Origin of the sequence: Rhabdochlamydiaceae symbiont of Dictyostelium giganteum (assembly GCF_964291045.1) — a bacterium.
Lineage (GTDB): Bacteria > Chlamydiota > Chlamydiia > Chlamydiales > Rhabdochlamydiaceae > PALSA-1444.
Genome location: NZ_OZ197277.1, coordinates 1,719,843 through 1,743,983, shown reverse-complemented (window position 1 = coordinate 1,743,983; position 24,141 = coordinate 1,719,843). Strand labels below are relative to the sequence as shown.

The following is a 24,141-nucleotide window of genomic DNA, read 5'->3' as shown; positions in this document are numbered from 1 at the left end:
ATGCATCATTTTTTTAAAATATTTTGCTTTCATAGCTTGATTTTTTTCTTCCAGGAGAAGACGGTTTTTACAAGAGTTCATCCTTGACAGAAACAAGCAAGGGGTTTTACGATCTTGTATCTATTTTGGATGAGGCTATTAGCATCATTTAAACACGCAAAGGGTTAATCGTGAAAGATCTCGCAGAAAACAACTTGATTCGTTTTAAAAACATCTCTAAGAAAAAAGAGACGATGTATGCTAACTTTATCGTTAAAGGACTCCGTAGAGGGGTGAACTTTTCCGCATCCATTTCTGTTGATATCTCTGCTGCAGAACTTCAAGCGACAGATCCTTTGGAAAAAATCATTGAAGAGTGCGCGCGTATCGGAGTCAGTGAATTCAAAAAAGCTGAATTTGAATTCGAAGGACTTGCAAGAATTTAATTTTTTCTGGGTGTAGCGCAGCTTGGCTAGCGCACTAGCATGGGGTGTTAGGGGTCGGAGGTTCGAATCCTCCCACTCAGATTGTTTTATAGATCATGAACGTGTTAAAAAGGGGTTTTCCTTCACATGAAAGACGCTTCTTTAGCAACTCTTAAAAAAGCAGCCAAAGCTCTTTCTGAAAGGTACCGAAATAGCGATACGCCTTACTTAAGATCAGAAGAAGATCGAAAAGCGTATCTCATCACAAGACTTCCTGCCACTGAATCTGTTTTAGCAAGAGTTTTTCAAGAAGTATCAAACATTACTATTGAATCATACCTAGATATAGGATCAGGTCCTGGCTCTTCTTGGTATCCAGCTAAACAGCAGTTTCCTCAGCTTAAATCAGCAGAGTTCATTGAAATAGATAGAGAGTTTGTTAGGCTTGGAAAAGAAAGACTTAAGCTAGAGCCTATTGTGTGGAAAAATGAGCCAGCAGGTCAGGGAGAAACATTTTCTTCTCATGATCTCGTTGTATTTTCTTATTCGTGGGGAGAGATTTTATCTTTATCTGTTTTAGAAAAAGCGCTAGAGTCGGCAAAAGAGTGCCTCATCATCATCGAACCAGGAACTCCTAAAGGGTTTAGAGCCATTTTAAAAGCAAGAGAGGCTCTTTTACAACAAGGAGCGCATATCCTAGCTCCTTGTCCCCATAAAAATGCGTGCCCTTTGAAGGGAGACCCCGGGTCCTGGTGTCACTTTGGAGTAAGGCTTGAAAGAAGCTGGGAGCATCAGTGGATGAAAGATGCCTCACTTGGGTATGAAGATGAAAAATACAGCTACCTCATCGTTTCTAAAAAGCCCCGGACAGCCAGTCAACCAAGACTTTTAAAAAACCCTTTAAAATTAAAAGGGCATTTGAAGCTGACCCTTTGTACAGATGAAGGGATCAAAACAGAGGTGATCACAAAGAGTGAAAACGCCCTTTTTAAAAGAGCAGGAAAGCTTGAGTGGGGAGATACGCTTTAAGATTTAACCTGTTTTAAAAGAATTTAAAACAGCTTGAATATGTAATTGAGTGGAGTATTTAGGCGGTATGAGAGGAAGTCTCATCACATCAAGCGTATCTCCAACTAAAGAGAGCGCGTATTTAATCCCTTGAGGGTTTGTTTCCATGACAAGCGCTTTACAAAGGGGAAGCATTCTTTCAAAAATGGTCTCCGAGGTGATGAAATCGTGTTCACAGAACGCATGAATCATATCTCTCCAGCTGCCAGGTAAAATATTGGAGACAATTGAAATCACCCCATCCGCTCCTGCTTCTAGATGAGAAAAGGCAAGAGCATCATCTCCTGAGTAGATCTTAAGAGAGGTGTTTTGATGAAGAAACCGGATGGTATCACAGCTTCCTGATGCTTCTTTAATTCCGATCACAGAGGGTAAATCTCCTAAAGTGGCAAGCTCCTGATCTTGCAAAGTCACCCCTGTTCTTCCTGGGTGGTGATAAATGATGAGGGGAAGGCCTACATGATCCAATGCTGCAAAGTGCGCTAAACACCCTTCAAAACTTGGTCTATTGTAGTAAGGCACAATAACAAGTGCTGCATCAACGCCTCTTTTAAAAGCCTCTTGTGTTCTATAAACCGTATGCGCTGTGCTAAACGTTCCTGTTCCTGCAATGATAGGAATACGGCCTCTTGCGGTTTTGACAGCGGTTTCAAAGATAAGAAAATGTTCTTCATCAGAGAGCGTTGGAGACTCTCCTGTTGTTCCGCAACACACAAGGGCATCTGTTTTTGCCTCGATTTGCAGTTCAATAAGCCTTGTTAACTGCAGAAAATCGACATCTTGATTTTCTTTAAAGGGGGTTACTAAAGCTGTGATAGAACCTTTGAACATACATCCTTCTCCGAGTTAAATACACAATATAGAGGTTATTAACGTCTTTTCTTAAAAAAGATAAAATCTATTTTAATTGATACCGATTTGTTCGGATAGATAAGACTATATTTTTATTAAGTCTCTAAGATGAGCTCTTGATGAGAGCTTTAGCAAGATACAGATCTTGCCTTAATGAGAAAAATGGTATAACTAAAGATAGCGCCTCACTTTTTCATTAAAAAAGAGAGCGCGCTAAACAGCTATCAACTCCTCTTAAAAAAATGAAAAAAATATTCTCTATTTTTCCTGTTCTTTTCCTCGATTTTCTCACCTATTCTGCCATCATTGCGTTTTTTCCCCATTTTTTCTTAAAGACACACTACGGTTTTTTTAGTGAAGACACCTCTTTAACAGTGCGGTATACCCTTCTTGGCATTCTCTCTAGCATCTACCCATTAGCGCAGCTTTTTGGAGCTCCTTTGATTGGGCACCTAGCAGATCAAATGGGGAAAAAAGGCGCTTTAATCATTTGTTATTTAGGAAATATCATTGGATATAGCTTATGTGCCTTAGGGGTAATCACTCAAACCGTCATTCCTTTTTTCTTAGGGAATTTTATATCAGGTTTAACCGGTGTCAACCTCTCTATTACCAATGCCATCATTGCAAGTAGCTCTATCAGATCAGCAAGAGCTAAGCTGTTTGCGCTCTCGCATTTGATGATTGGCCTGGGCTATATTTTAGGGCCGCAGCTCTCTTCGCTCTTTATGCACCACTTAGGAAGCCTCCTTCCTGCTGCAAAAGCGCTTTTTTTCGTGTGTATGGCGTGCTCTTTTTTAAATAGTATTTTCATTTATACCTGTTGGTCACAAGAGGATACCGCAGCGCCTCAGCCTCAAGTGCACCCTTTTCATTTTCGGTATTTTTTCAGCTGCTCTAAAAAATTAAAGGTTTTATTTGGAGCAGAACTTTTTCTCTTTTTAGGATGGTTTCTTTTTATTAAAACATTTCAAGTGTTTCTTATTCAGGTGTGTAGCTGCTCTGAAAGAGAGATCTTTAATATCTACTCGCAATACGGCCTCTGGTTTACTCTCTCTCAAATTGGCTTTATGGGAACAGGTCACATCTATTATGAACAAGGTAAGTTTTTTCTTTTGATGATCTTTATCTTATCAGGAGCGCTTCTTTCTTTAGCGTCTATCCAAGGGTACAATGAGGTGTGTTATATTTTACCTTTCATTACGATTGGATACGCTCTTTTAATGCCTTCTCTCTCATACCGCATATCTAAAGAGTCTGGAGATCAGGAACTAGGTAAAGTGATGGGACTGCATCAATCAGTGCAATCTTTAGCTAAAATGGTAGGGCCTCTTTTATCAGGACTATGTCTTATGTGGACACCAGTTACCACTGTGATCTTCCCAGCTCTTTTTGTCTTTGTAAGCGGCATTGTTTTTATCCTCACCCATCAGAAAAAATCAGAAGAGTCTTCGCTAAAGGAAGTTTAAAGCAAGAGAGATCAGCAAGCAAGGAAGAGGTTTTCCAACTTCAAAAAAATGAATAGAAGAAGATTTTTATCCCGAAGTTGCATAAAATGCAGTTTTGTAGATCTAAAAACCGTATAACCCCCTTTAGAGATGAGTGTATGGAAAGAGTTCCTTTTGGAAAGTTTGGATTTATTCATAAAGCAGCTTATGACGGTTTTCTTCTTCATGTTCCCAAAATGTTAGGGTGCGCTCTTTTACTTTTTGGCATAGGAGCTAACCTCTCTCATTTCAAACAAGAGAGGGCCTCTTCTTATAAAGATATTGAAATGATGTTTAATGCATGGGAGGGGAAACGAGATGAGCACCTCAAAAAATTTCAAAAACTTCTGCAAAAAAGGCCCTCGCTTAAGGCAAAATATGAAGGGCGTACCGTGCAACGGCTTATGGGAAGTGTTGAAAGAGAAGAAGCTTCTTATTTCGTAGATCTTATCAAAAAGCGCATTGCACTTTTTCCCTCTTACCACGCTGCATTTTCTTCTAGCTCACTTCTCATCGGACAAAAACAGTTTAAAGAAGCTCTAAGTCACACCATTTTACTCAAAGAGACACTGGATCAAGATACCACCCTATGGAATCAAGAAGATCGGGAATATGCCGATTTACTTTATGCCTATAACCTCTTAAGAATTTGCTTTTTGCAAAAAGAGTTAGGAAATCCCTCTTTAGAAAAGAGTGCTTGGCAAGATTTTAAAAAATACATGCAGTGGCTTCCTCAAGATCATTCTCAAAGACAGATTCATAAGGGCGCCTACAAATTACTGATGAAGAATTTCGAAAAAGAGGACCTCTCTTTAAAAGATTACATCTTGTATAGAGAAGCCTCTTTATCAGAGTAGATTTTAATCAAACGGTTTAAACGGGATTTCTTTCATCAGTTGATGGATGAAAAGGCCATTAAATATGCCCATGAGCATCAAGATCACAAAAGGGAGAACACAGGTGATAATGAGGGTGACACCTGCGAAGATAATTTGAATTGCTTTTTCCTGCTTCCCAATGAAATTTAAAGAGTGATAAACCGCTTTTCCTAAAGACTCCGGGAGTAAAAGAGAGCTAATACCTCCGCCAGCTAGGAGAAAAAGGCCAAGCGCTGGTCTAAAAGCACCTGCAACGGAAAAGAGAAATGTGAAGAGAAAGAGAATACAAAAAAACAGCTGAATCCAATAGGTTTTTACAAACTGTTCCACCTCTTTCATAGAAACGCCTTCATTGTTTGAATCATTACTCATCATCATCTCCTGCTTAAGTGTCTTGACTAAGGTATTTTGCTTTAAACGATAGACCGGAGGATAAATGAGATGAGAGGTTCCTCATCTCACTTATCTCTTAAAATTGCACTTTACATTGAGCTCCTCTTTTTTTCAATCAGGTATTTTAAAAAGAGGGATCGTCTCTTTAAAATATTGAGGAGATACCCTACACTTCTTCCTATATGAAACTCTTAAGTCACCCCTTTTTTAAGCGTGAAAAATTTACGGTCTATCTGATCATTTCAGTCTGGATAGGGGGCTTAAGCTTGATTTTGATCAGTTTTTTGAGTGATGGGGGATTTTTTTCTCGGAAAACAATCTATCAAAAGCTCTTACCTCCTGTTCACTTAACGGTTGCTTCTCTCAAAAAAGGGCCTCTTTCTCTTAAGGCATTTAAGCTTCCCCCTCATCTTACGCAGATTTTAGAGGACATCGTGTTAATTGGAATTGATACAAGGCCAGGAAAGGCACTACAAATGACTTTTTTAAGTGAAAAAGAAGGAAAGCTCATCCAAGGCGTACCGGGATCTGTTTTTTTCTTAAGTTATGAAGAGGGGCATTGGAGCATCTCCCCTTTTGTAACGCAGGTGAAGATGACGCTTCAATCGGTCTCTAAAGATCAGCTCTTCGTAGAGATTGAGGAGAGGCTTTCATTAACCTCTAGTGAGCGGTATCCCTTTTTTTTAACCCCTTCTCAGCTCTTAACTGAAGATATAGAACATACAGACGCTTTTACCCATTTAAAAGAGGGGAAGGCGTATCCTCAAGATGCTCTTTTAGAAGAATTTGATCTTTCTAATGCCACAGGTTTGCGGGGTAAGATGAAAGTGGAAATAGAAGATAAAATCTTCTTTTTAGCTGCAGGTGAGTGTCTTTTTTGGAATGAAAAGAGTTGGTCATTAGAAAAAGGAGATTTAGATCACCCTATCATGGCTGGGTGTCTTTTAAATCCTCAAGGAAACTTTACTTTTCAGTTATGGAGCGCCTCAGGACACACCTCTATCATGATTCCTCTTTCTGTTGAGGCTCTAGATCCTCTACTTTGTCATTTTCAAGAAAAAATCACCTCATTAAGGTATAAATCCCCCTCTCAAATGACCGCTCTTTTAGGAAAGAGGCGCGTCATTTTAGAAGAGGGGGATTGGTGGCTAAAGCAGGGAGAGCTATGGAAAAAAATCTCTACTTCTTCTGATTTAGAGTCTACTCTAACCCATCAACTCAGAGGAGAGCTTGTGATCATTCAGCAGCTAGAGAGTGCCCATCACCAAGCAAAAATTGGGGCCCTTGTGTTTAACAAGATGAGAACCCATTATGAGAGACAAACTCTTACTCTAAAAACAGACAATCAAACATCTTTGAAAAAGGGTTTACCTTCTTCAAAACAAGAAGGAATCAAAAAAGTATGACAATAAGATACTACACAGCATGCATGGTAGGAGTGATTTCTCAGCTGCTAGGAAGCGATCTAATTGTAGAGAAAAGAGCCTCCTTATTGCATCAAGAAAAAGGGCGCCGTCATGAACGCATTTTTCTCAGTGAAGAGCTAAGTAGTGTAAAAATAGCGTTAAAAGCGCTTCATGAACAGGCAGAGAGCCTTTTAGAAAACAACGCTCCTCAAGAAGAATTTCAAAAGGTTTTAAGGGAAGTCCACCTCTTAAAAAAAGCAAAACTAAAACTTGAAACAGAGTGGCATGAGAGCGCAAGAGAAGAGGGGCTGCAAAATAGCGATCCGGATGCTCTATGGGATCAAGAAGAGATCTTTATCTCTGAGCTTTTAAGAGAGTACGGCTCACCGGATTATCTTTATGCCGTGCCTCATGAACTCTCAGGCATGAAACTGCATCTTCACTCTAATATTTCTCTACCAAGAAAGAGCTGGCCAGAGTTTTTAGAAATTCTCTTAAGGCATCACGGCCTTGGGCTTAAAACGCTTAATCCCTTTGCTAAGCAGCTCTATCTTCTTAAGCAAGATATCGGATCCATTCACACAGTTGGAGACTCTTTAGCGCATGTACACGCCTCTCCTGATGGCAGCAGGCTGTGTTATTTAGTCACGCCTCCGTTAGAGCAGCTAAGATCCGTGATGCAATTTTTTGAGAAATTTTGTGATGGAAGACAAACTTTTATTCACCCTATCGGAAATAAAATTGCTCTCATTGCGGCAAAAGAAGAGGTGCTCCGGTTACTCAGTCTTTACGATAAAGCTTGGGGCTCTCAGCTGGGAAAAGTGACGAGGATGATCCCGGCTAATAAGCTTCCTGTGAAAGAGATGGAAAAAATTTTACGGAGTTTTTTCTATGAAGGAGCGCGCTCAAGTAAGCTGACACTCGAGAGGGGTGATCAAGAGCCTTTAAGCTTTTTCCCTTTAGAAGGAGGAAGCCATTTGGTTTGTATTGGATCTAAAGAGCATGTGGATAAAGCAGAAAAAATCATCCATATGACAGAGCATCAGCTGAGTGACCCTGCAGAAATGGTTGTGTTTCTCTACCCTTGCCGCCATAGTGATCCTCACGATCTAGCTCACATGTTAGAAAAAGTGTATCTATCTCTGACTTTAGGAGCAAAAGATGCCTCTTCTGAGGAGATGGAGCTCTCTTTTTCAGCAAGTAGCTCTCCTCATCCAAAAGAAGGAAATGCCCCTTCCCTAGTCGTTGCTCCAACGCCTCTTCAACCCCCTCATCAAAAGAAAATCGAATTTGAAAAAATGGGGACACCTCACTTTACACCCGATCCGAAGACGGGATCTGTTTTAATGACCGTAAGAAAAGATATCTTAGATAAGCTGAAAGAGGTGCTCAAAAAACTAGATATCCCTAAGAAAATGGTCCAAATCGAAGTGCTCATGTTTGAAAGACGGCTCCATGCTCAAAATAACTACGGACTTAACCTTTTAAAACTGGGTAAAGAGCGTAATGGAGTGAGCTATATTCCGTCTGTGAGCCCTTATTCTCCTAAAGGGCAAGCAGCTGGAATTTTACAGTTTTTCTTCCATGGAAAAGAGCATAGACACACCCCTCAGTTTGATGTCGCTTATAACTTTTTACTCACCCAAGATGACATTCATCTAAACGCCTCTCCTTCTGTGATCACGGTGAATCAAACGCCAGCTACCATCTCGATTGTAGAAGAGATTTCTATTAATAATGGAGTAGCTCCCCTTGATACCAATCAAGGGATTTCTTTTGAAAAGTCATTTTCTAGAGCCAATTACGGCATTATCATTAAATTCACTCCCACGGTTCACACTCCTGATGAAAAAGGACTTCCTCCTTCTGTCACGTTAAAGACAGATATCACCTTTGATACCACTAAGCCTCACCCTGATGATAGGCCTCTTGTCGATCGCCGCCATATTGAAAATGAGGTGAGAATTTTAGACGGGGAGACGGTGATCATTGGAGGATTAAAAAGAAAATCCAAAATGGATCATGAAGAAAAAGTTCCTTTTTTTGGAGATATTCCGCTTCTTGGAAAACTATTTGGAACAACCCAGCTTCTTGAAAATGACACGGAGATGTTTTTTTTCATCACCCCTAAGATTTTGCAAACCCCTCAAGAAGAAAATGCTTTAGGTGTACAAGAGGAGTTAACAAGACGGCCAGGAGACCTTCCTGAATTTTTAGAGCAGGTGGATCAGGCATTTGATGTGCAAAAAAGAGCCTTTTTTAAGCACAGCTTAAAAAGCTTGATGAGTAACGATAGGTAAAAATATGCATGATCCTCTTCAAGAAAATGATAGCTCTTCTTTACAACAGCTTTGCAAAGAGCTTCAGCTCACATTTACTGCATCTTTCATGCACTACCCTTTGATTACTCAAAAAAAAGCTATTATCCCTTATGCGTTTGCAAAAAGTAAACGGATTTTACCGCTCATGGAGAAGGAGGGGACGTTGTGGGTAGGACTTGATGACCCTTTTAACTTAGAGGCTGTAGAAGAGATCGCGCTTTTAAGAGGGCAAATCATCACCGAGGTGATCTCTACAGAAGAGGCGCTTGACGCAGCGATAGAATCTGTTTTTTCTCAAAAAAAAGAAGAGACGTCTCTTTTCATTGAAGAGATGACAAAAGATTCTTCACCCTCTTCTTCTCCTAAAGAAGGGTATGATCTTTTAGAAGAGGTGGTAGATGCTCCTGTGATCCGTTTATTAAATCTCATTTTATCAGAGGCGATTTATCAAAAAGCCTCCGACATCCATTTTGAGCCGTCTTCTCAAGGGTTATTGGTGAGATACCGCATTGACGGGGTGCTGCAAAAAAGACATAAACCACCCGCTGAGCTAGAGCTTCCTCTCATTTCCCGGATTAAAGTGCTAGCTAACTTAGATATTGCAGAAAAGAGACTGCCTCAAGATGGAAGAATTAAGCTGCATATTGCAGAAAGAGAGATCGATTTTAGGGTGAGCACAGTACCAGTGAGTGATGGAGAAAGAGTTGTTTTACGGATTTTAGATAAAAGCAATATGCCCCTTGGACTGAAAAACCTCGGCATGCCCCCTTCTATTTACACCTCTTTTAAAGAGCTTATTCATTTAAGTGAAGGGATGATATTAGTGACTGGCCCAACAGGGAGCGGAAAAACCACAACGCTTTATAGCGCAGTTAGCGACTTAAGCTCTTCAGAAATGAATATCATGACCATTGAAGATCCTGTGGAATATAAACTTGGCCACATTGCGCAGATGAATATTAATCCCAAAATCCCCCTCACCTTTGCAACAGGGCTAAGACACATTTTACGGCAAGATCCAGATGTCATCATGGTAGGAGAAATTAGAGATCAAGAGACAGCTGAAATTGGGATTCAAGCTTCTTTAACAGGGCATCTTGTCTTCACCACGCTTCACACCAATGACGCCCCTTCTGCAATCACAAGACTCATTGACATGGGGATTGAGCCGTATCTTCTAGCTTCTACAGTTGTTGGAGTGTTAGCGCAAAGACTCATTCGGTCTAACTGCCCCCTTTGTATTCATCCTTATACCCCCTTAAAAGAGGAGTTAGATTATCTTGGGCTTGAGAGTTGGGAAGGGACATTTTACCGCGGCAAAGGGTGCGCAAACTGCTTTGGAGTGGGGTATAAAGGAAGGATGGCTCTTTACGAGCTTCTTTTAATGACCCCGCAGCTTAAAGAAGAGGTGTTAAAGACAGGGAGTAGCTCACACTTAAGAAAAGTGGCTCTTGAGCAAGGAATGAATCCGTTACTCACCTCGGGTATTTTAGCCGTTCAGTCCGGAAAAACCACGCCCTCTGAAGTGATTCGGGTCACACGCACCTACGCAAGGCTATAATATGCCTCTTTTTCAATTTAAAGGGTTTCATACGGGAGGAAAAAGCTTTAAAGGGGTGATTGAGGCAGACTCTTTACAGCAAGCGTTAGATAAATTACACACGCAGCAGATCGTGATCACGCATCTTAAAGAGTATGCTCAGCTAGAAAAAAAGCTATATTTAAGCCAAGATGATCTTTTACATATCATGAAAATGTTAGGGCAGCTGTATGCAGCAGGCTTATCTCTTTATGAATCCATCATGGTGATTGAAGAGCGGTATCAGGCGGTGCAATTTCACCCTCTTTTACTCATGCTAAAAGAAGCCATTAAGCAAGGAGAGCCGCTCTCTTCTGCTTTTATGCATTTTCAAGAAAATATTAATCCTACACTCTTAGCGATTCTTAAATCCGGGGAAGAGTCAGGGAATTTAAATAGCTCGTTTCAGCAGATTACCCACCTTCTTGAAGAGAAAAAAAGAATCAAAAAACAAATGATCAAAGCTCTTTCCTACCCTCTTTTTCTTCTCTCTTTTTGCACGCTCCTCTTCATCAGTTTACTGCAGTGGATGATCCCTTCGATGCGTCCTTTAATGGAGGGAAAAACGCTTCACCCTTTAACAGCCTTCATGTTTTCTTTAAGTGACTTCTTTATTCACTACTCTCTTGTGATGTTGCTAGCTCTTTTCCTTTTGAGTGCTTTAGTCCTATTTGCTTTAAAACAAAAAAGCATCCGGATCAAACTAGATGAAAAAATCCTTAAAGTCCCTTTTATAGGGCAGTTATTTCTTCTTTCTATCACGGTAAGATTCTCTCAAACCGTTCATTTTCTCTTAGAAGGATCGGTTCCTATTGTGCAAGCTTTAAATCTTACTCAAAGCTTACTGAGCAATCACTTTTTAGAGCATAAACTTGCGCAAACAACCGAGCATATCATTCAAGGGAAACTCCTCAGCTCTCATGTAGAATGGCTCCCTCCTCTTGTTTCTAAAATGGTTCTTGTAGGAGAAAGAACAGGAAGAGTCTCTTCTATGCTAGTGCATGTTGCTAAGATTTGTGAGGAGGAGTTTCAAGAGAAAATGCATCAGCTCACAGCGCTTATTCAGCCGCTACTCCTTCTTTTTTTAGGGGTCATGATTGGAATTACCGTGCTCATGATCTTGATTCCTTTAACAGATATTGGAGCAGTATTGCAATCATGAAGACAACTCTTTATGATCATCAACTTAAGGGGAAGAAAATGAAAAAAAAAGTAAAAAGATCCCTCACGTTATTAGAGATGATGATTGTCATTTTACTGATTGGTCTTATTGGAAGTGTTTTAAGTTACCATTTAAAAGGGGCTCTTGATCAAGGTAAGAAGTTTAAAACAGAAGAGGGCATGAGACGGCTTAAATCGATTTTAGAGCTTCAGGTCATGCAAGGGTTTTGCTCCATTCAAGATCTTGAAGGAGAAAGTACACGGGATATTGTAAAAGAGTGTTTATTAGACTCTCATCTCATCTCTTCTCAAACCTTGAAGACCTTCATTGTAGATGGATGGGGCAATCCTTATCACTTAAGCATTGTAGATGATGAGCTAGAGGTGATATCTTCTAAGCTTAAAGACTCTAAGTAGATTTTCATGACTCATCGGTTACAAAAACGCGCTTTTACGTTAATAGAAATCACCATTGTCTTGGCTTTAATGGGCAGTGTTTTTTCCCTATTTAGCTTCTCTTTTCTTCCGTTTTATAAAAATTACAAGTTTCAAGCAGAGTGTCAGCTTGTGTACGATGTAGCAAGAGAGCTTCAAATTCAAGCTCTCATGCATAGATCAGATATGCACCTTCTCTTTCATCCAGAAAAAAAAGGGTGGCAGTTAACGACCGACTCTGATGAGCGTATCATTAAACCCCATCTTTTTCACCTCTCTCATATCCATAAAATTACAGAGGGAGAAGAAACAAAGGGAGATTTAACCCTCACATTTTATCCAAGTGGAAGAGTTTATCCTGAAAAAGCGGTGACGCTTTTACAGGATGATAGGGCATACACACTCTATTTTGACTCTCCTTGTCTCATTACCTCTCATCCTTATGAGGGCGCTTCTTCCCCCTCTCATTTTTTAGAAGAGAAGATCAAAGCTACGGAAACTCTTTTGCAGTCAAAGAGCTCTTTGTTCCCTTTAGAAAAATAAGTATTTATATTTAAGAACAATGTGGAGCTAGGGTACTTACAAAAAAACCTTCACTCTCACCCAAAAGAGCGTTATCTTCCAAATTTTTCATCAAATTCTCGAAAAAAAGCCCCCTCCCTTCTAAACTAAGGCCATGCGAAAAATGCAATTTTTCTCATGGTTCTTGAAGGATAGGAGAGTTAAGGAATGATGAATAGAAATACATTATTAAGCATTCTTTCTCTTGTCATTTTGACAGGGAGTCAAATGATGCAAGAGATTACTAAGACTCACCCTTTATACTGGGAAGAGAGTGTGATTAGCCTCTACCCTTCAGGGCAGGTAGAAAAAATTATCTTTTATGAAAGAGGGGTTCAGGGATCTCCTTCTATCGCTAAAATCCATATTTATTACCCCGCAACTGGCACAGTTTGGCAAGAAATGCATGTTGAGGTGTTACCTGGCTTTGAAGAGAAGATCATCCCTCACGGCATACAAACGATTTGGGATGAAGAGGGGCACCTTTTGCAGCAAACTCTTTACGTTCACGGAAAAATTGAGGGAGAGGCCCGTATGTTCTACCCTGAAGGGGGATTAAAAAGGGTGATTTCTTTTCAAAAAGGGCTTCGTCATGGCCCGTCTCTCACCTATTACCCTAGCGGCATTCTCTCAGAAGAGGCGTATTTTGTAGAGGATAAGCTTCAAGGAGAGATGATGCAATATGACCATCATGGCAAAAGATCAGCTCTTTTTGTGTATGTGAGAGGAAAACTTCACGGCACTGCGATGGAGTGGAATGAAGAGGGGTCTTTAAAAAGCCTACGGCATTTTGAAAAGGGGTTATTACACTCTCACGGTAAACAAATAGCCATCACTCTCTATGGAGAGGGGCATACTGTAATTGAAACGCAAGATTATCATGAAGGGGTCCCAATAGGCCTCCATATCAAGTATCACTTGAATGGACAAGAGGCGTATAGAGTAGAGTTTCATCACGGGAAAAAAACAGGGAAGGAGCAGTTTTTTTCTCCTGAGGGAAAACTCATTGGAAAAGGGGTGTATAAAGAAGGTATTCCTATTGGAGAGCACTTTAAATACCACACTGGAAAACAGCTAGCTTTTCAAGCCTGTTTTACCCAACAAGGAGAGCTTATTAAACCTATTAAGGAGTGGAACCTGAAAGGGCAAAAAATTGCTGAGTATTCTCTTCAAAAAGGAGATTTTCATGGTCCTTATCAAGAGTGGTATGATGATGGGGCGGTAAAAATCTTGGCATTTTATACGGCAGATGGTCTTGATGGCCCTTATAAAGAGTATTATCCAAATGGTCAAATCAAAGTAGAGGCGCTTTATAAAGATCAACATATTGAGGGTCTTTATCAAGAGTGGTATGAAAATGGAACTCTCATGATGAAGGCGCATTTTCATCAGGGGAAGAAAACAGGACACTTAGTGATTTGGCATCCCAATGGGATCAAAAAAACCGAGCAATATTGGGTGAGTGATCTACCTGATAAGGTGCATAAAGAGTGGGATGAGCAGGGAAAAATACGGATAGAAAACTGTTTTAATTTGGGAAAAAAAGACGGCTCTTCCAAGATATGGAATAAAGAGGGGGACTTGATTTCAGATATCCGTTACGTCAATGATGTTCTTCATGGCCCGATGCGTCTTTGGTATACTGGAGGCCACCCTCTTCATTTTGCTTACTTTAAAGAGGGGGAAAAAGAGGGAATCGAAGAGATTTTTTATCCAAATGGTCAGCTTAAATCCAAATCACACTATAAAAATGGAAAACTTGAAGGGAAATGTGATGGCTATTTTGAAGGAGGAGCTCTTAAGCTCTCTATGCATTATAAAAGAGGAAAACCTACAGGAGAGCATAGACTTTATCACCCTCCTTCTTTAGGGGAGGCTCAAGGACATGTCGCCTCTTTAACCCTCTTTGATGATAAAGGAAAAAAACATGGAAAAATGGAAGAGTTTTATCCTAATGGAGCGTTACGCCGCTTAGAGCATTATTACCACGGGAAATTTCAAGGGGTGTGTAAAAGCTTTGCTCCTGATGGCACCTTAGACAAAGAGGCGTGGTATGAAAATGGATTGCTCCAGGGAAGATATTTTGAGAAGCTGGTAGAGGGAAAAATCGTGATTTCTCACTATGAAAAAAATCAAAGGCATGGTCTTCAAGAGGTGTTTTCACCTCTTCCTGGAAAAGAAGAGAGCGTGAAGATCTTTGAAGTCCCCTTTATTCAAGGCCGCCCTGAAGGAGAAGCTATTTACTACGATACGGAAGGGAGAGTCCTTTCTAAGACGCCTTTTAAAAACGGAGTAGAAGAAGGGTTATCACTCTCTTTTGATTTAGAGGGAAAAGTCAAATTGGCATGCTGTTTTCATCAAGGGGTCAAAGAGGGCGTCTCAAAAGAGTATGACGCTTCAGGGCAACTGGTGTATGAAGCGCATTATCATCAAGATCAAAAAGAGGGAGAAGAGAGGCGTTATACCAAAAAGGGAAAACTGATTTCTTCCTCTTTTTATCAACAAGGAAAGCTTCACGGCCCTTCAAAAAGGTGGAATGAAAAAGGGGTGTTAATGTTTGAGGCAAACTACCAAGAAGGATACCGCCATGGTCCGTTTAATAAGTATGATGAAGAGGGTAAACCCCTTGTGCTTCAATCATTTGATCACGATCAGTTACACGGCATTAAAAGAAAATTCCACAAAAATCACCTTGTCCTTCAAACCGTTTGGGAGCATGGGAAAAAAGTGGGCTAATAGGGAAAATGGGGGCTAAAAGGCTCTTAATGTCCTCTTATCAAAAATCTCTACCGACATGAGGTTTTGGGGATTACTCTAAGCAGTTTTATCATCCTCTTTTTTCTACATTTAGGGGATTTATGAGCTTATTTTTTCTAAATACATAAGATTTATCCCGCCTTTTTCTCTAAAAACTCTTAAATTATCCCCCTTGTATTTTTTAAATCTATCGAATTTATCCCCCTATTTTTTCTAAAATAAGAGCCAAAGAGAGCTAGTTATGCAAAGAGAGCACTTAAAGTTTTTAAGGAATTGGCGCCATGATCCTATCCGCGTTCCTTTATTGATTAGAGGCGTAAGACATGTAGGGAAATCTTGGCTTGTTAATCGATTTGGTAAAGAATTTTCCTCTTATATTGAGGTGAACTTTGAAAAAGATAAGCGGATGCATGTTCTTTTCCCTCCCCATATTGCCCTTGAAAAAACATTAGAGGGGTTAGAAATCTACACGCAAAAAAAAATTATTCCAGGTCAAACCCTTTTATTTTTAGATGAGATCCAAGAGTGTCCTGATGCTATTCAGTATTTACGTTATTTTAAAGAAGAGATGCCAGAACTGCATGTCATTGCAGCAGGGTCATTTCTAGATTTTATGTTAGAAAAAGTAGGAATAGCTGTTGGAAGAGTGGACTATCTTTTCCTCTACCCTCTTTCTTTTATGGAGTTTTTAACAGCAAATAACAGGGATGATCTCAGGGAAAATATTGAACATGAAAATATCAATACTGCCATACATGCAGTGATTTTGGATTATTTGAAAAATTATATGTGGCTTGGAGGAATGCCAGTTGTTATTGATACATGGCTTAAACATAAAGATGCCTCTTTGTGTCAAAGTGTTCAAGACCACCTGATTAAAACGTATATCAAGGATGTTCAAAAATATGCTAAAGCTGATCAGGTAGAACATGTAGGACACGTATTCTCTTCTATTCCTCAGCAGCTAGGAAAGAAATTTAAATACTCAGGCGTAAATCCAGATGTTAAAACTTACCCTATTAAACAAGCGCTTCATCTTTTGCATCAAGCAGGCATTACCTATCCCTGCTTTCATACGTCTATAGATTCCTATCCGCTAGGGGCTGAAGCTAATGAGAAAAAGTTCAAAGTATTTTTCTTTGATATTGGAATTGCCCAAAGAATTCTTGGGCTTGACCTTGCTAAATGGGTGACAGATCCATTTTATGTTAAACAATTAGGATTCAGTGCAGAGCAACTGGTAGCACAAGAGTTCATTGCTTATTCTGAGCCGTCTCAAAAAGGAGAAATTTATACGTGGTATCATGAATCAGCAAGTAGTCAAGCTACAGTAGATTTTATCACGAGGCGCCATCAAGAGATCATCCCTGTAGAGGTGAAATCAAAAACTCAAGGAGGGATGAAAAGTTTAAAGAACTTTCTTGGTAAATATCCTAGCAGCCCTTATGGCATCAGAATTTCAGAAGGGATGTTTAATAGACAAAGCCCTCTTCATGAAATCCCGCTTTACGGAGTTAAGAAAATATAGTTGGAGGTCCCCTTATCACTTCTTTTGGTTTCAAGAAGAGTAGCTTTCCTATCTTTTAAACATGATAAGTTTTTACTCTTTGATGAGTTGATAAAGAAGCGTAGATCCGTAGTTTCTTGTGGATAAGAGTTTTAAGTGAGAAGTAGTTTGAGAAGATAGCTCTAAAGGAGAAGATTCTCTTGCTTCTATAAAAAGAGTCCCTCCTTGTTTTAGAAGAGGACTTAAGTCAAAGTGAGCAAGGAGCTTTTGATAGAGCTCTTTTTCTCGATAGGGAGGATCAATATAGATGATGTCACACACTGTTTTTATCTTTGTTAAAAAACTAAGTGCCTTCATCACATCTTGAGCGCAAACAGTAGAGTTAGAAGAGATTTTAAGAGCTTCTAAATTCATTCTTAATGTGTAAATAGCCTCTTTATGAGAATCGATAAAAATGGAGTGAGAGGCGCCTCTACTTAAAGCTTCAATCCCCATGAGGCCGCTACCCGCAAAGATATCTAGAAAAATCGATCCCTCAATCTCTTGCTGCAGGATATCAAAGACTGCTTTTCTCACCATAGACATCGTAGGTCTTGTTTGATCTCCTTTAGGAGCTTTTAGCACCCTTCCTTTAAAAGATCCCCCGATGATTTTAAGCGTCATGACTCTATCCTAGCTAAAATTTTAGATCATGATATAAGGAAAGAGAGAATTTTCCAACAGCATAAGGGAAAAAGCTCTCCCCTTAAGAAATCCAATAAGAGGCTTAAGGATGAGAAGGGGGTGAAATCGTTGTTTGAAGAAATAGAGTGTGGTGCTCATTTTTCCCTTCGATCACAAGGGTAAAATCTTCTTTGTGAGAAGACACTCCTTCAAACTTCAAACCCTTTAAACTTAAGAAAGGCTTTAATGCCCCTTGATTAAGAGGTTGCACCGTAGCATCAGAAGAGAGGACCCACGCTTTGATATCATGAGCAATCACGCTTTTTAAATCTTTCACCCTCTTTTGGAGTTTACGGGAGAAGGCTCCAAGGGTATTAGAGTCAATCAGCTCTACTTGATAGCTTTTTGAAAAGCGTTGTAAAAGATTGATATTACATCTCTTATCCATAGAGAGAAGAGATATAGAGCCCTTCTTGGATAGAGTTTGCAGCCAAGAGCTTGCCTCATGACTGAGTGTCTCTGTGAGAAAAGACCCCTTGGAAATGATGAGAGCGCTTACCAACGTGTCCTCTAAAGAGGGCAAGTGATGATGAAGAGAAGGGAGTGTGTACCGCTCAGAATAGAGAGATGATGCATAAGCTTTTTCTAAAAAATGGTGCATTTTTTGCGGATTAAGTTCCCCTAATGAAAGAGGCTTTTCGCTTAACCAAAGAGGCACTTTACCCATGATGACGATGTTAAAGGTGTCATTAGATTCTAGAAGAGAAAGAGATTTTAGAAGCGCCTTTTTTAACGGTTCATAGGTGTGAGAAGAGAGGGAGTCAGGGTCTAAAATGAATAGAAATGTATGCCTCAAAGAGTAGGGATTCAGAGTCCCTTTAGAGAGCCATTCAACAGAAAAAGAAAAGGAGTTATCTTTTTGCGGTGTTGTTTGGATACGGCTTCTAAAGAAATGACTCAAGTTTGTTTGTGGAAAAAGCTCTAATTGATAGTGCTCTAGAGAATAGGGAAGAAAAGAGGGCTTATCAGCTTGGCACAAGTTTTTTTCATGGGGGTTCATAGAGGCGCTTTTGTCTTGTTGTACTACATGAGCCCAGCTATTGAGGGGCCCCATCAGGCAAAACAAGAGGAGGCTTAGGAGATAAGATCTCAAAAACATTAGGGCATTCCTTGCTGAAGGGTGAGAATATTTTTCTCTAGGCGGCTTTTCAGATACTCTGTTGCAAGGGGGTGGCAAAGAAGTTCCTGAAAGAGCTTTAGGGCCTTTTCCTTTTGCTCTTGATGTAACGGGGACTTAGCACTTTCCCACATGACTATTTCAGCATCTACGCAGTGCATATAGAGGTGAATGAGCTCACTTTGAGAAGAGTAGGGCGCATTACTAAGAGAATATTGACTTGTTTGATCTTGCATCTCAGAGGTAAAGTCATCTTTTAACCTTTTTAAAAAGAATACAGCAGAACTTGGCTTTAAAGAAGGCGTCTCTAGAGAAATCCGTAAATCAACATATAAGAGCCCAGATTCTAGATGGAGCGGCTCACACTTAAAATCCTTTTGAATTTGAAGGTCTTTAAAGAGAGTGAGCAGTCCCTTTACTTCCTGGCTCTCTTCATCTAAAGAAGAGAGAGTTCCTAGTAAAAGCGTCCCTTTTGTGTAGGCAGCTTGATTGTAAATGTTGGGGGGAATTTTCCCTTCTAAATCTGTGAGAGAAGAGAGGTAAAAGAGCGCTTCTTGTGGTTTACTCAGCTTTAAAGAGGTTAAAGAGAGCTCAAGGAGGGTCTCTCCCCGGCAGTTCCAGGGAAAAGAAGTGTTTTGTTGAAGGGTAAGAAGAGATCTTAGTACCTGTTCTTTTTCGTTTAAGGGAAGTAAGTGTGATAGTAAAAGAGCCTCTTGTTCAAGGTTCTCCTCTAGGGGATTAAAGGTGATTTCAAACGCTTCATTCATCTGCAGAATCTGTTTTAAAAGAGATAGAGTTCTTTCTTGAATCATCTCTTCAACCTCTAAAGAGAGCTTTTTCTGGTAGTAGTTAACCAGCCACTTTTGATCTTGAAGCGAAATCTGTTCCGAAGAGAGCTTGATCCCTTGATACAAATGCTCAGCTGCCGTATCTAGCGCATTTTCTTTAGAATAGGCGTGAAAAAGAGAGAGGTGAAGCTTTGCTTTGGTTTCTTTTTCTTGAGGCAAAGAAAGCGCTTTTTGAGCAATAGAGATTAAAGTAAGAGTATCGCTCTCTAGTTTTTCAAGGCAAACGGTTTGAAGTGAATACACATCAGAAGAGAATTCATTTTCTTGATAAGTAGTAGAAAACTTTGTGAGCGCTGTAAGGGCCTCAGGGTATCTTCCCCTTTGAAAGAGCATTTTCCCTAAAAAAAATTGAGAGCTTTTTTGCATGCTTTCAGAAAATTGAGGGAAATAGGCTTCAGCTTGCAGAAGATCAGATAAAACCGTTTGCTCTAATAAGATGCGCTCATCAGGATTTGCAGAAGAGTACTCTTGAAGTGAGCAGTGAAGAGCGGATTGCCAAGCGTCTCTTAAGGCATTTTCGGAAGAAGCTTGCTCTATGAGGCTAAGCCATAGCTCACGGCTTTCTTTCCATTGATGGGTTTGAAGAAGAAAGGACGCTTTTGAGGAAAGAAAAAGAGTCTCCTTCCTTAAATGCGGGAAATAGGTTTCAAAGGCCCCAAGTGCATGCTCAGCTCTTCGTGTATTTTCTCCTTGCACATGCTGATCTATTTTTAAGAGAAGTAAAGAAGAGATCGCTTCATTTGCTGGGTAGTGAAAACTTGCTGTGTGTAAAACCTGATCAAAAAACGCCTCATCTTCAATTTGAGAAGAGCTTTTAAGAAGCGTGAGATAAATAGGAAGGCGCTCTTCTGTAGTGTCAGGCTCTAGTGTAAGGTAAATGGATCCATGATAGATCGATTCATGGGGCTGACTTAGCATTAAATAACTCTTAGACAGATAAGCGTGAAGAAGCGGAATATGGCTTTTTTCTAAAACATCTTCTAGCACCTCTTGTCTTTGGGTAAGCTCTAAAAATCTTTCCCCTTGAAAAAGAAGACGCATCTCTTGATACGCTGCAAAAGAAGCTCCCTTGCCTCCTAAAGAAACAAGGCGGCTAGCGACAGATATCCCCTCTTCTTGATTAAATGTTTCTAAGAGGACAAGTGCTTTCATCAGCCATATCTCTTGCTGATGGGGTAAGTGATGAGAGAGTTTGGTATAACAATTGACTGCTTCTTGAAACTCTTTAAGCTCTACATGAATGCTTGCAAGGTAAGAGAGTGCCTCATCTTGATAAGGGCCCTTTTGAACCTGTAAGAGGTAATGTTTTGCCTCTTCTCCATAGCTTTTTGCACAGGTTATATCTTGAGAGGCTTGCATTTTTTTTAACAAGATATCTCCTACCATAAAAGCTAGCTTTTCACGGGGTAGGGTAGGCATTAAATCAGGGCTTTGAAGCGCTTCTTTTCCAGTATTTAAGCACTCATCATACATCCCTAAGATGTAAAGGCACTCTGCTCGTTGCCCTACTGTTTTTTCAAACACACCTCTTGCATGGATATTTTGATAATAGGTCATAGCGGTTGCAAACTGCTTTTCACTGTAGGCAATATCTCCTAGAAGAGCGTAGAGAGGAGACTCTAAAGAAGAGTTTGTATTTTGAGATAAAAACTGCTGGATTTGCTGTTTGGCAAGAGAGTAGTCTTGATCTTTCCAAAACTCTGTCACCCTTCTTAAAAAAAACGCCTCTTGCGGAGAGAGAGATTTAGGTGTGATCGGAGCTGATTGATGGCTAAGTAAAACAAGGCAGCAACTTAAAAAAATCCACGGTTTCATAAAATAGGTCTTCCTTCTTTTAAAACCCTATTGAATAGGTAAAGTTTTTTTTTGTCCTCAAAAATTCACCACATTCTTCATAATTTATTCCACCAACGGCTCTTAACTGTTTAATAGGAGGATTTTTCTATGATAAGTATCTCACTGATGCTGCTAGCTGGAGCGTTTATTGCTCTTTCAAACTACTTAATGAGAAAAAGTGTGGATACAGGAGGGACAACAAAAGGGTTTCTTGTGATTCAACTCTTTGTTGTATCGCTTGTCGCGGTTCTTTTAAATCCCCTTCGCCTCAACGCTTATGCTCTTGATGTTTCTACTCTTTATTTAGGACTCTTTAGCGGAAGTATCTTAGCGCTCATGATGTTTTCTTTAGGAAGAGCTTTAGAGATAGGGCCAGCAGGGCTGACCTTTGCAACGCTCAATGCGGCAACTGTGTTTCCCGCGATGATTTTAGCTGCGCTTTTAGGGGCTTCTTATGGATATGCATGGGGTGAGTCCCACCTGATAGGATCACTTCTTGTATTAACAGGTCTTTTTTGGGCTGGGTGGAATACAAGCGGCATGACAGATAAAACGAGATGGTTAAAAGTGATTACTTTCATGTTCATGCTCCATGTCATCTTTTTAATCTTGCTCAGTCTAAGAGCATTTTTCCATACGTACTCAGCAAACACTTTTTTCCCCTCTCTTTCAGAAGGAGCTTTTTGTAGTCCATGGTTCATGCCGATTGCCTTTTTGACAGCAGCCTTGATTCAAGGGGTGATCTTTTTGACTTCAGAGAAAAGAGGGTTTCAAAGATCTGAGATTCTCTATGGGATTTTAGGGGGATGTGCAAACGGTATTGGGACATTTTTTATGATCCGCTCTACAGAAATCGCTCACGGGTTTGAGCAGATGATTCTCTATCCACTTCTTTCTATTTCTGTGATTATTTTATGTAATCTCTGGGGACAGATTCTCTATCATGAACACATTAACTGGAGAGCTACGCTTCTTTGCCTTCTTGGCATTGTAATTGCAGGAGCGTTTGCTTAAAGCATTAGAAGAGGCGTCTTTTACGCCTCTTCACTTTTTAAGAAAAAAGAAGAGAAGCTTCTATAATGCATGATGAGCTCATCAGCTTTTGGATCATGCATCTTTTGGAGTTCATGGTAAAGATAAAGACCTTGAGCCATATCTCCTAATTCAAAGCATAAAAGTCCTAAGGAATAGAGCGTATGCGCCTCTTTTTTCTCCAGGGATAAAAGTGTTTCATACACTTTCTTTTCCTCTTCTTTCCACCCTAAATCGTGATAGATTTTGGCCATTTGATGAAGAGCCCACTCATCTTGACTCTCATGATGCAGTAATACCTTTAGCTCTTCTCTTGCTAAGAGAGCTATTTTTTCAAACCGCGATTTCATTTCAGGAAGGGCGTATTGCCTTGCAATGAGAGGAAGCAATTGAGTATCTGTTAAAGGAAGTTGATAAATGGCATAGCAGGCCATATAAGCTGTTGCAAGTGTCTTATGAAGCTCAAGGTCTAGAGGGTAGAGTTTAACCCATTCTAGCATGGTTAAAATCGCATACTGATGGAGCGTTTCTTTCATCCATTGAGAATCTTCCCATAAACACCAATGCGCAAGAGGCTTCATCCCAGGAATTACCATTTGGACCCACACAGGGATTAAAGAAGAGGGTGATAGCTTATAGTGAAGAGAGTGGATCAGATGGTAGATGGGGCCTAGTTTATCTAAAGACCACGGACTATCTGGAGAAAGATTTAGGGAGAGTCCTTGAGCTGATTTAATAAAGGTTTCCTTGATTAAGATAAGCTCATCAATTTTGCGGCTTTGAAAATAAAAACGGAGCACAAGATAGGTAAATGTAGTTAAAAACGTCATTGCAATCATGGCAGCTGCTGCGATATTTTTTGCCATCAAAGGAATCAAAAATAAAAGGGAGAGAAGCTGCAGGGTAATGAGCGCAATAAAGACCGTATGAAAGAGCATATAACGGCGTATAAGATGGTAAAGATTGTAGAGGGTTTGTTCTACAAGAGCTGAGGTAAGAAGATATGATGAGTTTGATTGCATGAAAAGACACTCCCCTCACTATGATGAAGGGTAAAACAGAAATTTGTCAATGAATTGATGCAAAAAAAGAGATGAAAAGAGGGAGTCAATAAGATGTTTAATCCCTCTTTTGAAAGGACTTAAAAAACACTCTTTTAGATGGCGTTTCTACCCTGATGTTTGAATCATCGCTTGGATCACTTTTTGAGACACACCTGCCTGATTTAAACTCATGATGTCTGCTGTACTTAATGAAAATAGAGTGTGTGTTGCCTCAATTTGCGAGATGATCACATCATCAGAGATTCCAGCAGTTACCATCTGTTTGATATCACTGATTGTGAGGGGCTCTCCCTTTTGAATTTTATCTAAAGTGGAAGGGCTTTGCTGGCTAAGCGCTTTTTGATCTTGTTCATCAAGGCCATATCCAATGAGAGCTCCGCTTGCAGCTCCAATACCAGCTCCTATTAAAGCGCCGCTACCTGATCCTGTGATTAAAGCGCCTCCAATAGCTCCGATACTAGCTCCTGCAAGAGCGCCTGTTTGGGTATTTGTTTGACATCCTGTTAAACAGATGCAAGAGAGTGCAAGTAGTGCTGTCATGTTCTTCATAGGGCCTTAAGGGGTGTATTTTTCTTCTTATTAACGGAAATAAGAGAGTTTGGCAATATTTTTTTAATTTTAAGAAATGAGATAAGTGTTCATTTGAGAGGAAGAACAAGAGAGGGAGGATCTTTACGAGGGAAAAAAATAAGGGATGGTTTTGCCATCCCTT

General features: G+C 40.0%; 20 protein-coding genes and 1 tRNA gene. 14 read left to right on the top strand and 7 right to left on the bottom strand.

Features of this window, described 5'->3' with window-relative positions; all coding sequences use genetic code 11:
- Window positions 1-170 precede the first annotated feature (170 nt).
- From ACI7T6_RS06415 to ACI7T6_RS06405, 3 genes are all read left to right on the top strand, one after another.
- Window positions 171-425 (top strand): hypothetical protein, encoded by a 255-nt coding sequence (locus ACI7T6_RS06415; protein WP_404665550.1) that lies wholly within the window; start codon window positions 171-173, stop codon window positions 423-425.
- 6 nt (window positions 426-431) lie between these two features.
- A tRNA-Pro gene (locus tag ACI7T6_RS06410) sits at window positions 432-506 on the top strand.
- 45 nt (window positions 507-551) lie between these two features.
- A complete protein-coding gene (locus tag ACI7T6_RS06405; RefSeq protein WP_404665549.1) occupies window positions 552-1,433 on the top strand; it encodes a small ribosomal subunit Rsm22 family protein in 882 nt (293 codons plus the stop codon).
- 3 nt (window positions 1,434-1,436) lie between these two features.
- Here ACI7T6_RS06405 and dapA read toward each other — a convergent pair whose 3' ends face one another.
- Complete coding sequence (gene dapA, locus ACI7T6_RS06400) at window positions 1,437-2,303, bottom strand: 4-hydroxy-tetrahydrodipicolinate synthase (protein WP_404665548.1); 867 nt, start codon at window positions 2,301-2,303, stop codon at window positions 1,437-1,439.
- A gap of 263 nt (window positions 2,304-2,566) precedes the next feature.
- Here dapA and ACI7T6_RS06395 point away from each other — a divergent pair, with 263 nt between their 5' ends.
- Window positions 2,567-3,793 (top strand): MFS transporter, encoded by a 1,227-nt coding sequence (locus tag ACI7T6_RS06395; RefSeq protein ID WP_404665547.1) that lies wholly within the window; start codon window positions 2,567-2,569, stop codon window positions 3,791-3,793.
- Between the two features lie 137 nt (window positions 3,794-3,930).
- Entirely contained in the window at window positions 3,931-4,668 is a 738-nt protein-coding gene (locus ACI7T6_RS06390) for a hypothetical protein (RefSeq protein ID WP_404665546.1), read from the top strand.
- 3 nt (window positions 4,669-4,671) lie between these two features.
- On the opposite strand, the gene ACI7T6_RS06385 is transcribed toward ACI7T6_RS06390, so the two are convergent.
- Window positions 4,672-5,061: a hypothetical protein gene (locus tag ACI7T6_RS06385; RefSeq protein WP_404665545.1), complete on the bottom strand. Its 390-nt coding sequence runs from the start codon at window positions 5,059-5,061 to the stop codon at window positions 4,672-4,674.
- Between the two features lie 293 nt (window positions 5,062-5,354).
- Here ACI7T6_RS06385 and ACI7T6_RS06380 point away from each other — a divergent pair, with 293 nt between their 5' ends.
- From ACI7T6_RS06380 to ACI7T6_RS06345, 8 genes are all read left to right on the top strand, one after another.
- On the top strand, window positions 5,355-6,488 hold the full coding sequence (locus tag ACI7T6_RS06380) for a hypothetical protein (protein ID WP_404665544.1): 1,134 nt from the start codon (window positions 5,355-5,357) through the stop codon (window positions 6,486-6,488).
- Window positions 6,485-8,788 (top strand): type II secretion system protein GspD, encoded by a 2,304-nt coding sequence (locus ACI7T6_RS06375; protein WP_404665543.1) that lies wholly within the window; start codon window positions 6,485-6,487, stop codon window positions 8,786-8,788. Before ACI7T6_RS06380 ends, ACI7T6_RS06375 begins: the two co-directional genes overlap by 4 nt.
- An 88-nt stretch (window positions 8,789-8,876) precedes the next feature.
- The gene (locus ACI7T6_RS06370; protein ID WP_404666144.1) at window positions 8,877-10,370 is read left to right on the top strand and encodes a GspE/PulE family protein; all 1,494 of its coding nucleotides are present in this window, start codon (window positions 8,877-8,879) and stop codon (window positions 10,368-10,370) included.
- Window position 10,371: 1 nt separating this feature from the next.
- Window positions 10,372-11,550 (top strand): type II secretion system F family protein, encoded by a 1,179-nt coding sequence (locus tag ACI7T6_RS06365; protein ID WP_404665542.1) that lies wholly within the window; start codon window positions 10,372-10,374, stop codon window positions 11,548-11,550.
- A gap of 38 nt (window positions 11,551-11,588) precedes the next feature.
- The gene (locus ACI7T6_RS06360; protein WP_404665541.1) at window positions 11,589-11,966 is read left to right on the top strand and encodes a type II secretion system protein; all 378 of its coding nucleotides are present in this window, start codon (window positions 11,589-11,591) and stop codon (window positions 11,964-11,966) included.
- A gap of 6 nt (window positions 11,967-11,972) precedes the next feature.
- Window positions 11,973-12,527 (top strand): type II secretion system protein, encoded by a 555-nt coding sequence (locus ACI7T6_RS06355; RefSeq protein WP_404665540.1) that lies wholly within the window; start codon window positions 11,973-11,975, stop codon window positions 12,525-12,527.
- A 186-nt stretch (window positions 12,528-12,713) separates the two neighbouring features.
- Window positions 12,714-15,281, top strand: a complete 2,568-nt coding sequence (locus tag ACI7T6_RS06350; RefSeq protein ID WP_404665539.1) for a hypothetical protein — start codon at window positions 12,714-12,716, stop codon at window positions 15,279-15,281.
- Window positions 15,282-15,543: 262 nt separating this feature from the next.
- The gene (locus ACI7T6_RS06345; RefSeq protein ID WP_404665538.1) at window positions 15,544-16,830 is read left to right on the top strand and encodes an ATP-binding protein; all 1,287 of its coding nucleotides are present in this window, start codon (window positions 15,544-15,546) and stop codon (window positions 16,828-16,830) included.
- A 72-nt stretch (window positions 16,831-16,902) separates the two neighbouring features.
- Here ACI7T6_RS06345 and rsmD read toward each other — a convergent pair whose 3' ends face one another.
- The 3 genes from rsmD to ACI7T6_RS06330 form a co-directional block, all read right to left on the bottom strand.
- Window positions 16,903-17,472 (bottom strand): 16S rRNA (guanine(966)-N(2))-methyltransferase RsmD, encoded by a 570-nt coding sequence (rsmD, locus tag ACI7T6_RS06340; RefSeq protein WP_404665537.1) that lies wholly within the window; start codon window positions 17,470-17,472, stop codon window positions 16,903-16,905.
- 103 nt (window positions 17,473-17,575) lie between these two features.
- A complete protein-coding gene (locus ACI7T6_RS06335; protein WP_404665536.1) occupies window positions 17,576-18,532 on the bottom strand; it encodes a hypothetical protein in 957 nt (318 codons plus the stop codon).
- 98 nt (window positions 18,533-18,630) lie between these two features.
- Window positions 18,631-21,312, bottom strand: coding sequence for a hypothetical protein (locus ACI7T6_RS06330; RefSeq protein WP_404665535.1), 2,682 nt, complete (start codon window positions 21,310-21,312; stop codon window positions 18,631-18,633).
- 129 nt (window positions 21,313-21,441) lie between these two features.
- Here ACI7T6_RS06330 and ACI7T6_RS06325 point away from each other — a divergent pair, with 129 nt between their 5' ends.
- On the top strand, window positions 21,442-22,347 hold the full coding sequence (locus ACI7T6_RS06325; RefSeq protein WP_404665534.1) for a hypothetical protein: 906 nt from the start codon (window positions 21,442-21,444) through the stop codon (window positions 22,345-22,347).
- 20 nt (window positions 22,348-22,367) lie between these two features.
- Here ACI7T6_RS06325 and ACI7T6_RS06320 read toward each other — a convergent pair whose 3' ends face one another.
- Together ACI7T6_RS06320 and ACI7T6_RS06315 are read right to left on the bottom strand one after the other, a co-directional pair.
- Complete coding sequence (locus tag ACI7T6_RS06320; RefSeq protein WP_404665533.1) at window positions 22,368-23,387, bottom strand: tetratricopeptide repeat protein; 1,020 nt, start codon at window positions 23,385-23,387, stop codon at window positions 22,368-22,370.
- 147 nt (window positions 23,388-23,534) lie between these two features.
- Entirely contained in the window at window positions 23,535-23,969 is a 435-nt protein-coding gene (locus ACI7T6_RS06315; protein WP_404665532.1) for a glycine zipper domain-containing protein, read from the bottom strand.
- Between the last annotated feature and the right edge of the window lie 172 nt (window positions 23,970-24,141).

Coding starts and splice junctions, on each gene's coding strand:
- ACI7T6_RS06405 (WP_404665549.1), top strand. CDS start 552: ATGAAAGACGCTTCTTTAGCAACTCTTAAAAAAGCAGCCAAAGCTCTT.
- dapA (WP_404665548.1), bottom strand. CDS start 2,303: ATGTTCAAAGGTTCTATCACAGCTTTAGTAACCCCCTTTAAAGAAAAT.
- ACI7T6_RS06395 (WP_404665547.1), top strand. CDS start 2,567: ATGAAAAAAATATTCTCTATTTTTCCTGTTCTTTTCCTCGATTTTCTC.
- ACI7T6_RS06390 (WP_404665546.1), top strand. CDS start 3,931: ATGGAAAGAGTTCCTTTTGGAAAGTTTGGATTTATTCATAAAGCAGCT.
- ACI7T6_RS06385 (WP_404665545.1), bottom strand. CDS start 5,061: ATGAGTAATGATTCAAACAATGAAGGCGTTTCTATGAAAGAGGTGGAA.
- ACI7T6_RS06375 (WP_404665543.1), top strand. CDS start 6,485: ATGACAATAAGATACTACACAGCATGCATGGTAGGAGTGATTTCTCAG.
- ACI7T6_RS06370 (WP_404666144.1), top strand. CDS start 8,877: ATGCACTACCCTTTGATTACTCAAAAAAAAGCTATTATCCCTTATGCG.
- ACI7T6_RS06365 (WP_404665542.1), top strand. CDS start 10,372: ATGCCTCTTTTTCAATTTAAAGGGTTTCATACGGGAGGAAAAAGCTTT.
- ACI7T6_RS06360 (WP_404665541.1), top strand. CDS start 11,589: ATGAAAAAAAAAGTAAAAAGATCCCTCACGTTATTAGAGATGATGATT.
- ACI7T6_RS06355 (WP_404665540.1), top strand. CDS start 11,973: ATGACTCATCGGTTACAAAAACGCGCTTTTACGTTAATAGAAATCACC.
- ACI7T6_RS06350 (WP_404665539.1), top strand. CDS start 12,714: ATGATGAATAGAAATACATTATTAAGCATTCTTTCTCTTGTCATTTTG.
- ACI7T6_RS06345 (WP_404665538.1), top strand. CDS start 15,544: ATGCAAAGAGAGCACTTAAAGTTTTTAAGGAATTGGCGCCATGATCCT.
- rsmD (WP_404665537.1), bottom strand. CDS start 17,472: ATGACGCTTAAAATCATCGGGGGATCTTTTAAAGGAAGGGTGCTAAAA.
- ACI7T6_RS06335 (WP_404665536.1), bottom strand. CDS start 18,532: ATGAACCCCCATGAAAAAAACTTGTGCCAAGCTGATAAGCCCTCTTTT.
- ACI7T6_RS06330 (WP_404665535.1), bottom strand. CDS start 21,312: ATGAAACCGTGGATTTTTTTAAGTTGCTGCCTTGTTTTACTTAGCCAT.
- ACI7T6_RS06325 (WP_404665534.1), top strand. CDS start 21,442: ATGATAAGTATCTCACTGATGCTGCTAGCTGGAGCGTTTATTGCTCTT.
- ACI7T6_RS06320 (WP_404665533.1), bottom strand. CDS start 23,387: ATGCAATCAAACTCATCATATCTTCTTACCTCAGCTCTTGTAGAACAA.
- ACI7T6_RS06315 (WP_404665532.1), bottom strand. CDS start 23,969: ATGACAGCACTACTTGCACTCTCTTGCATCTGTTTAACAGGATGTCAA.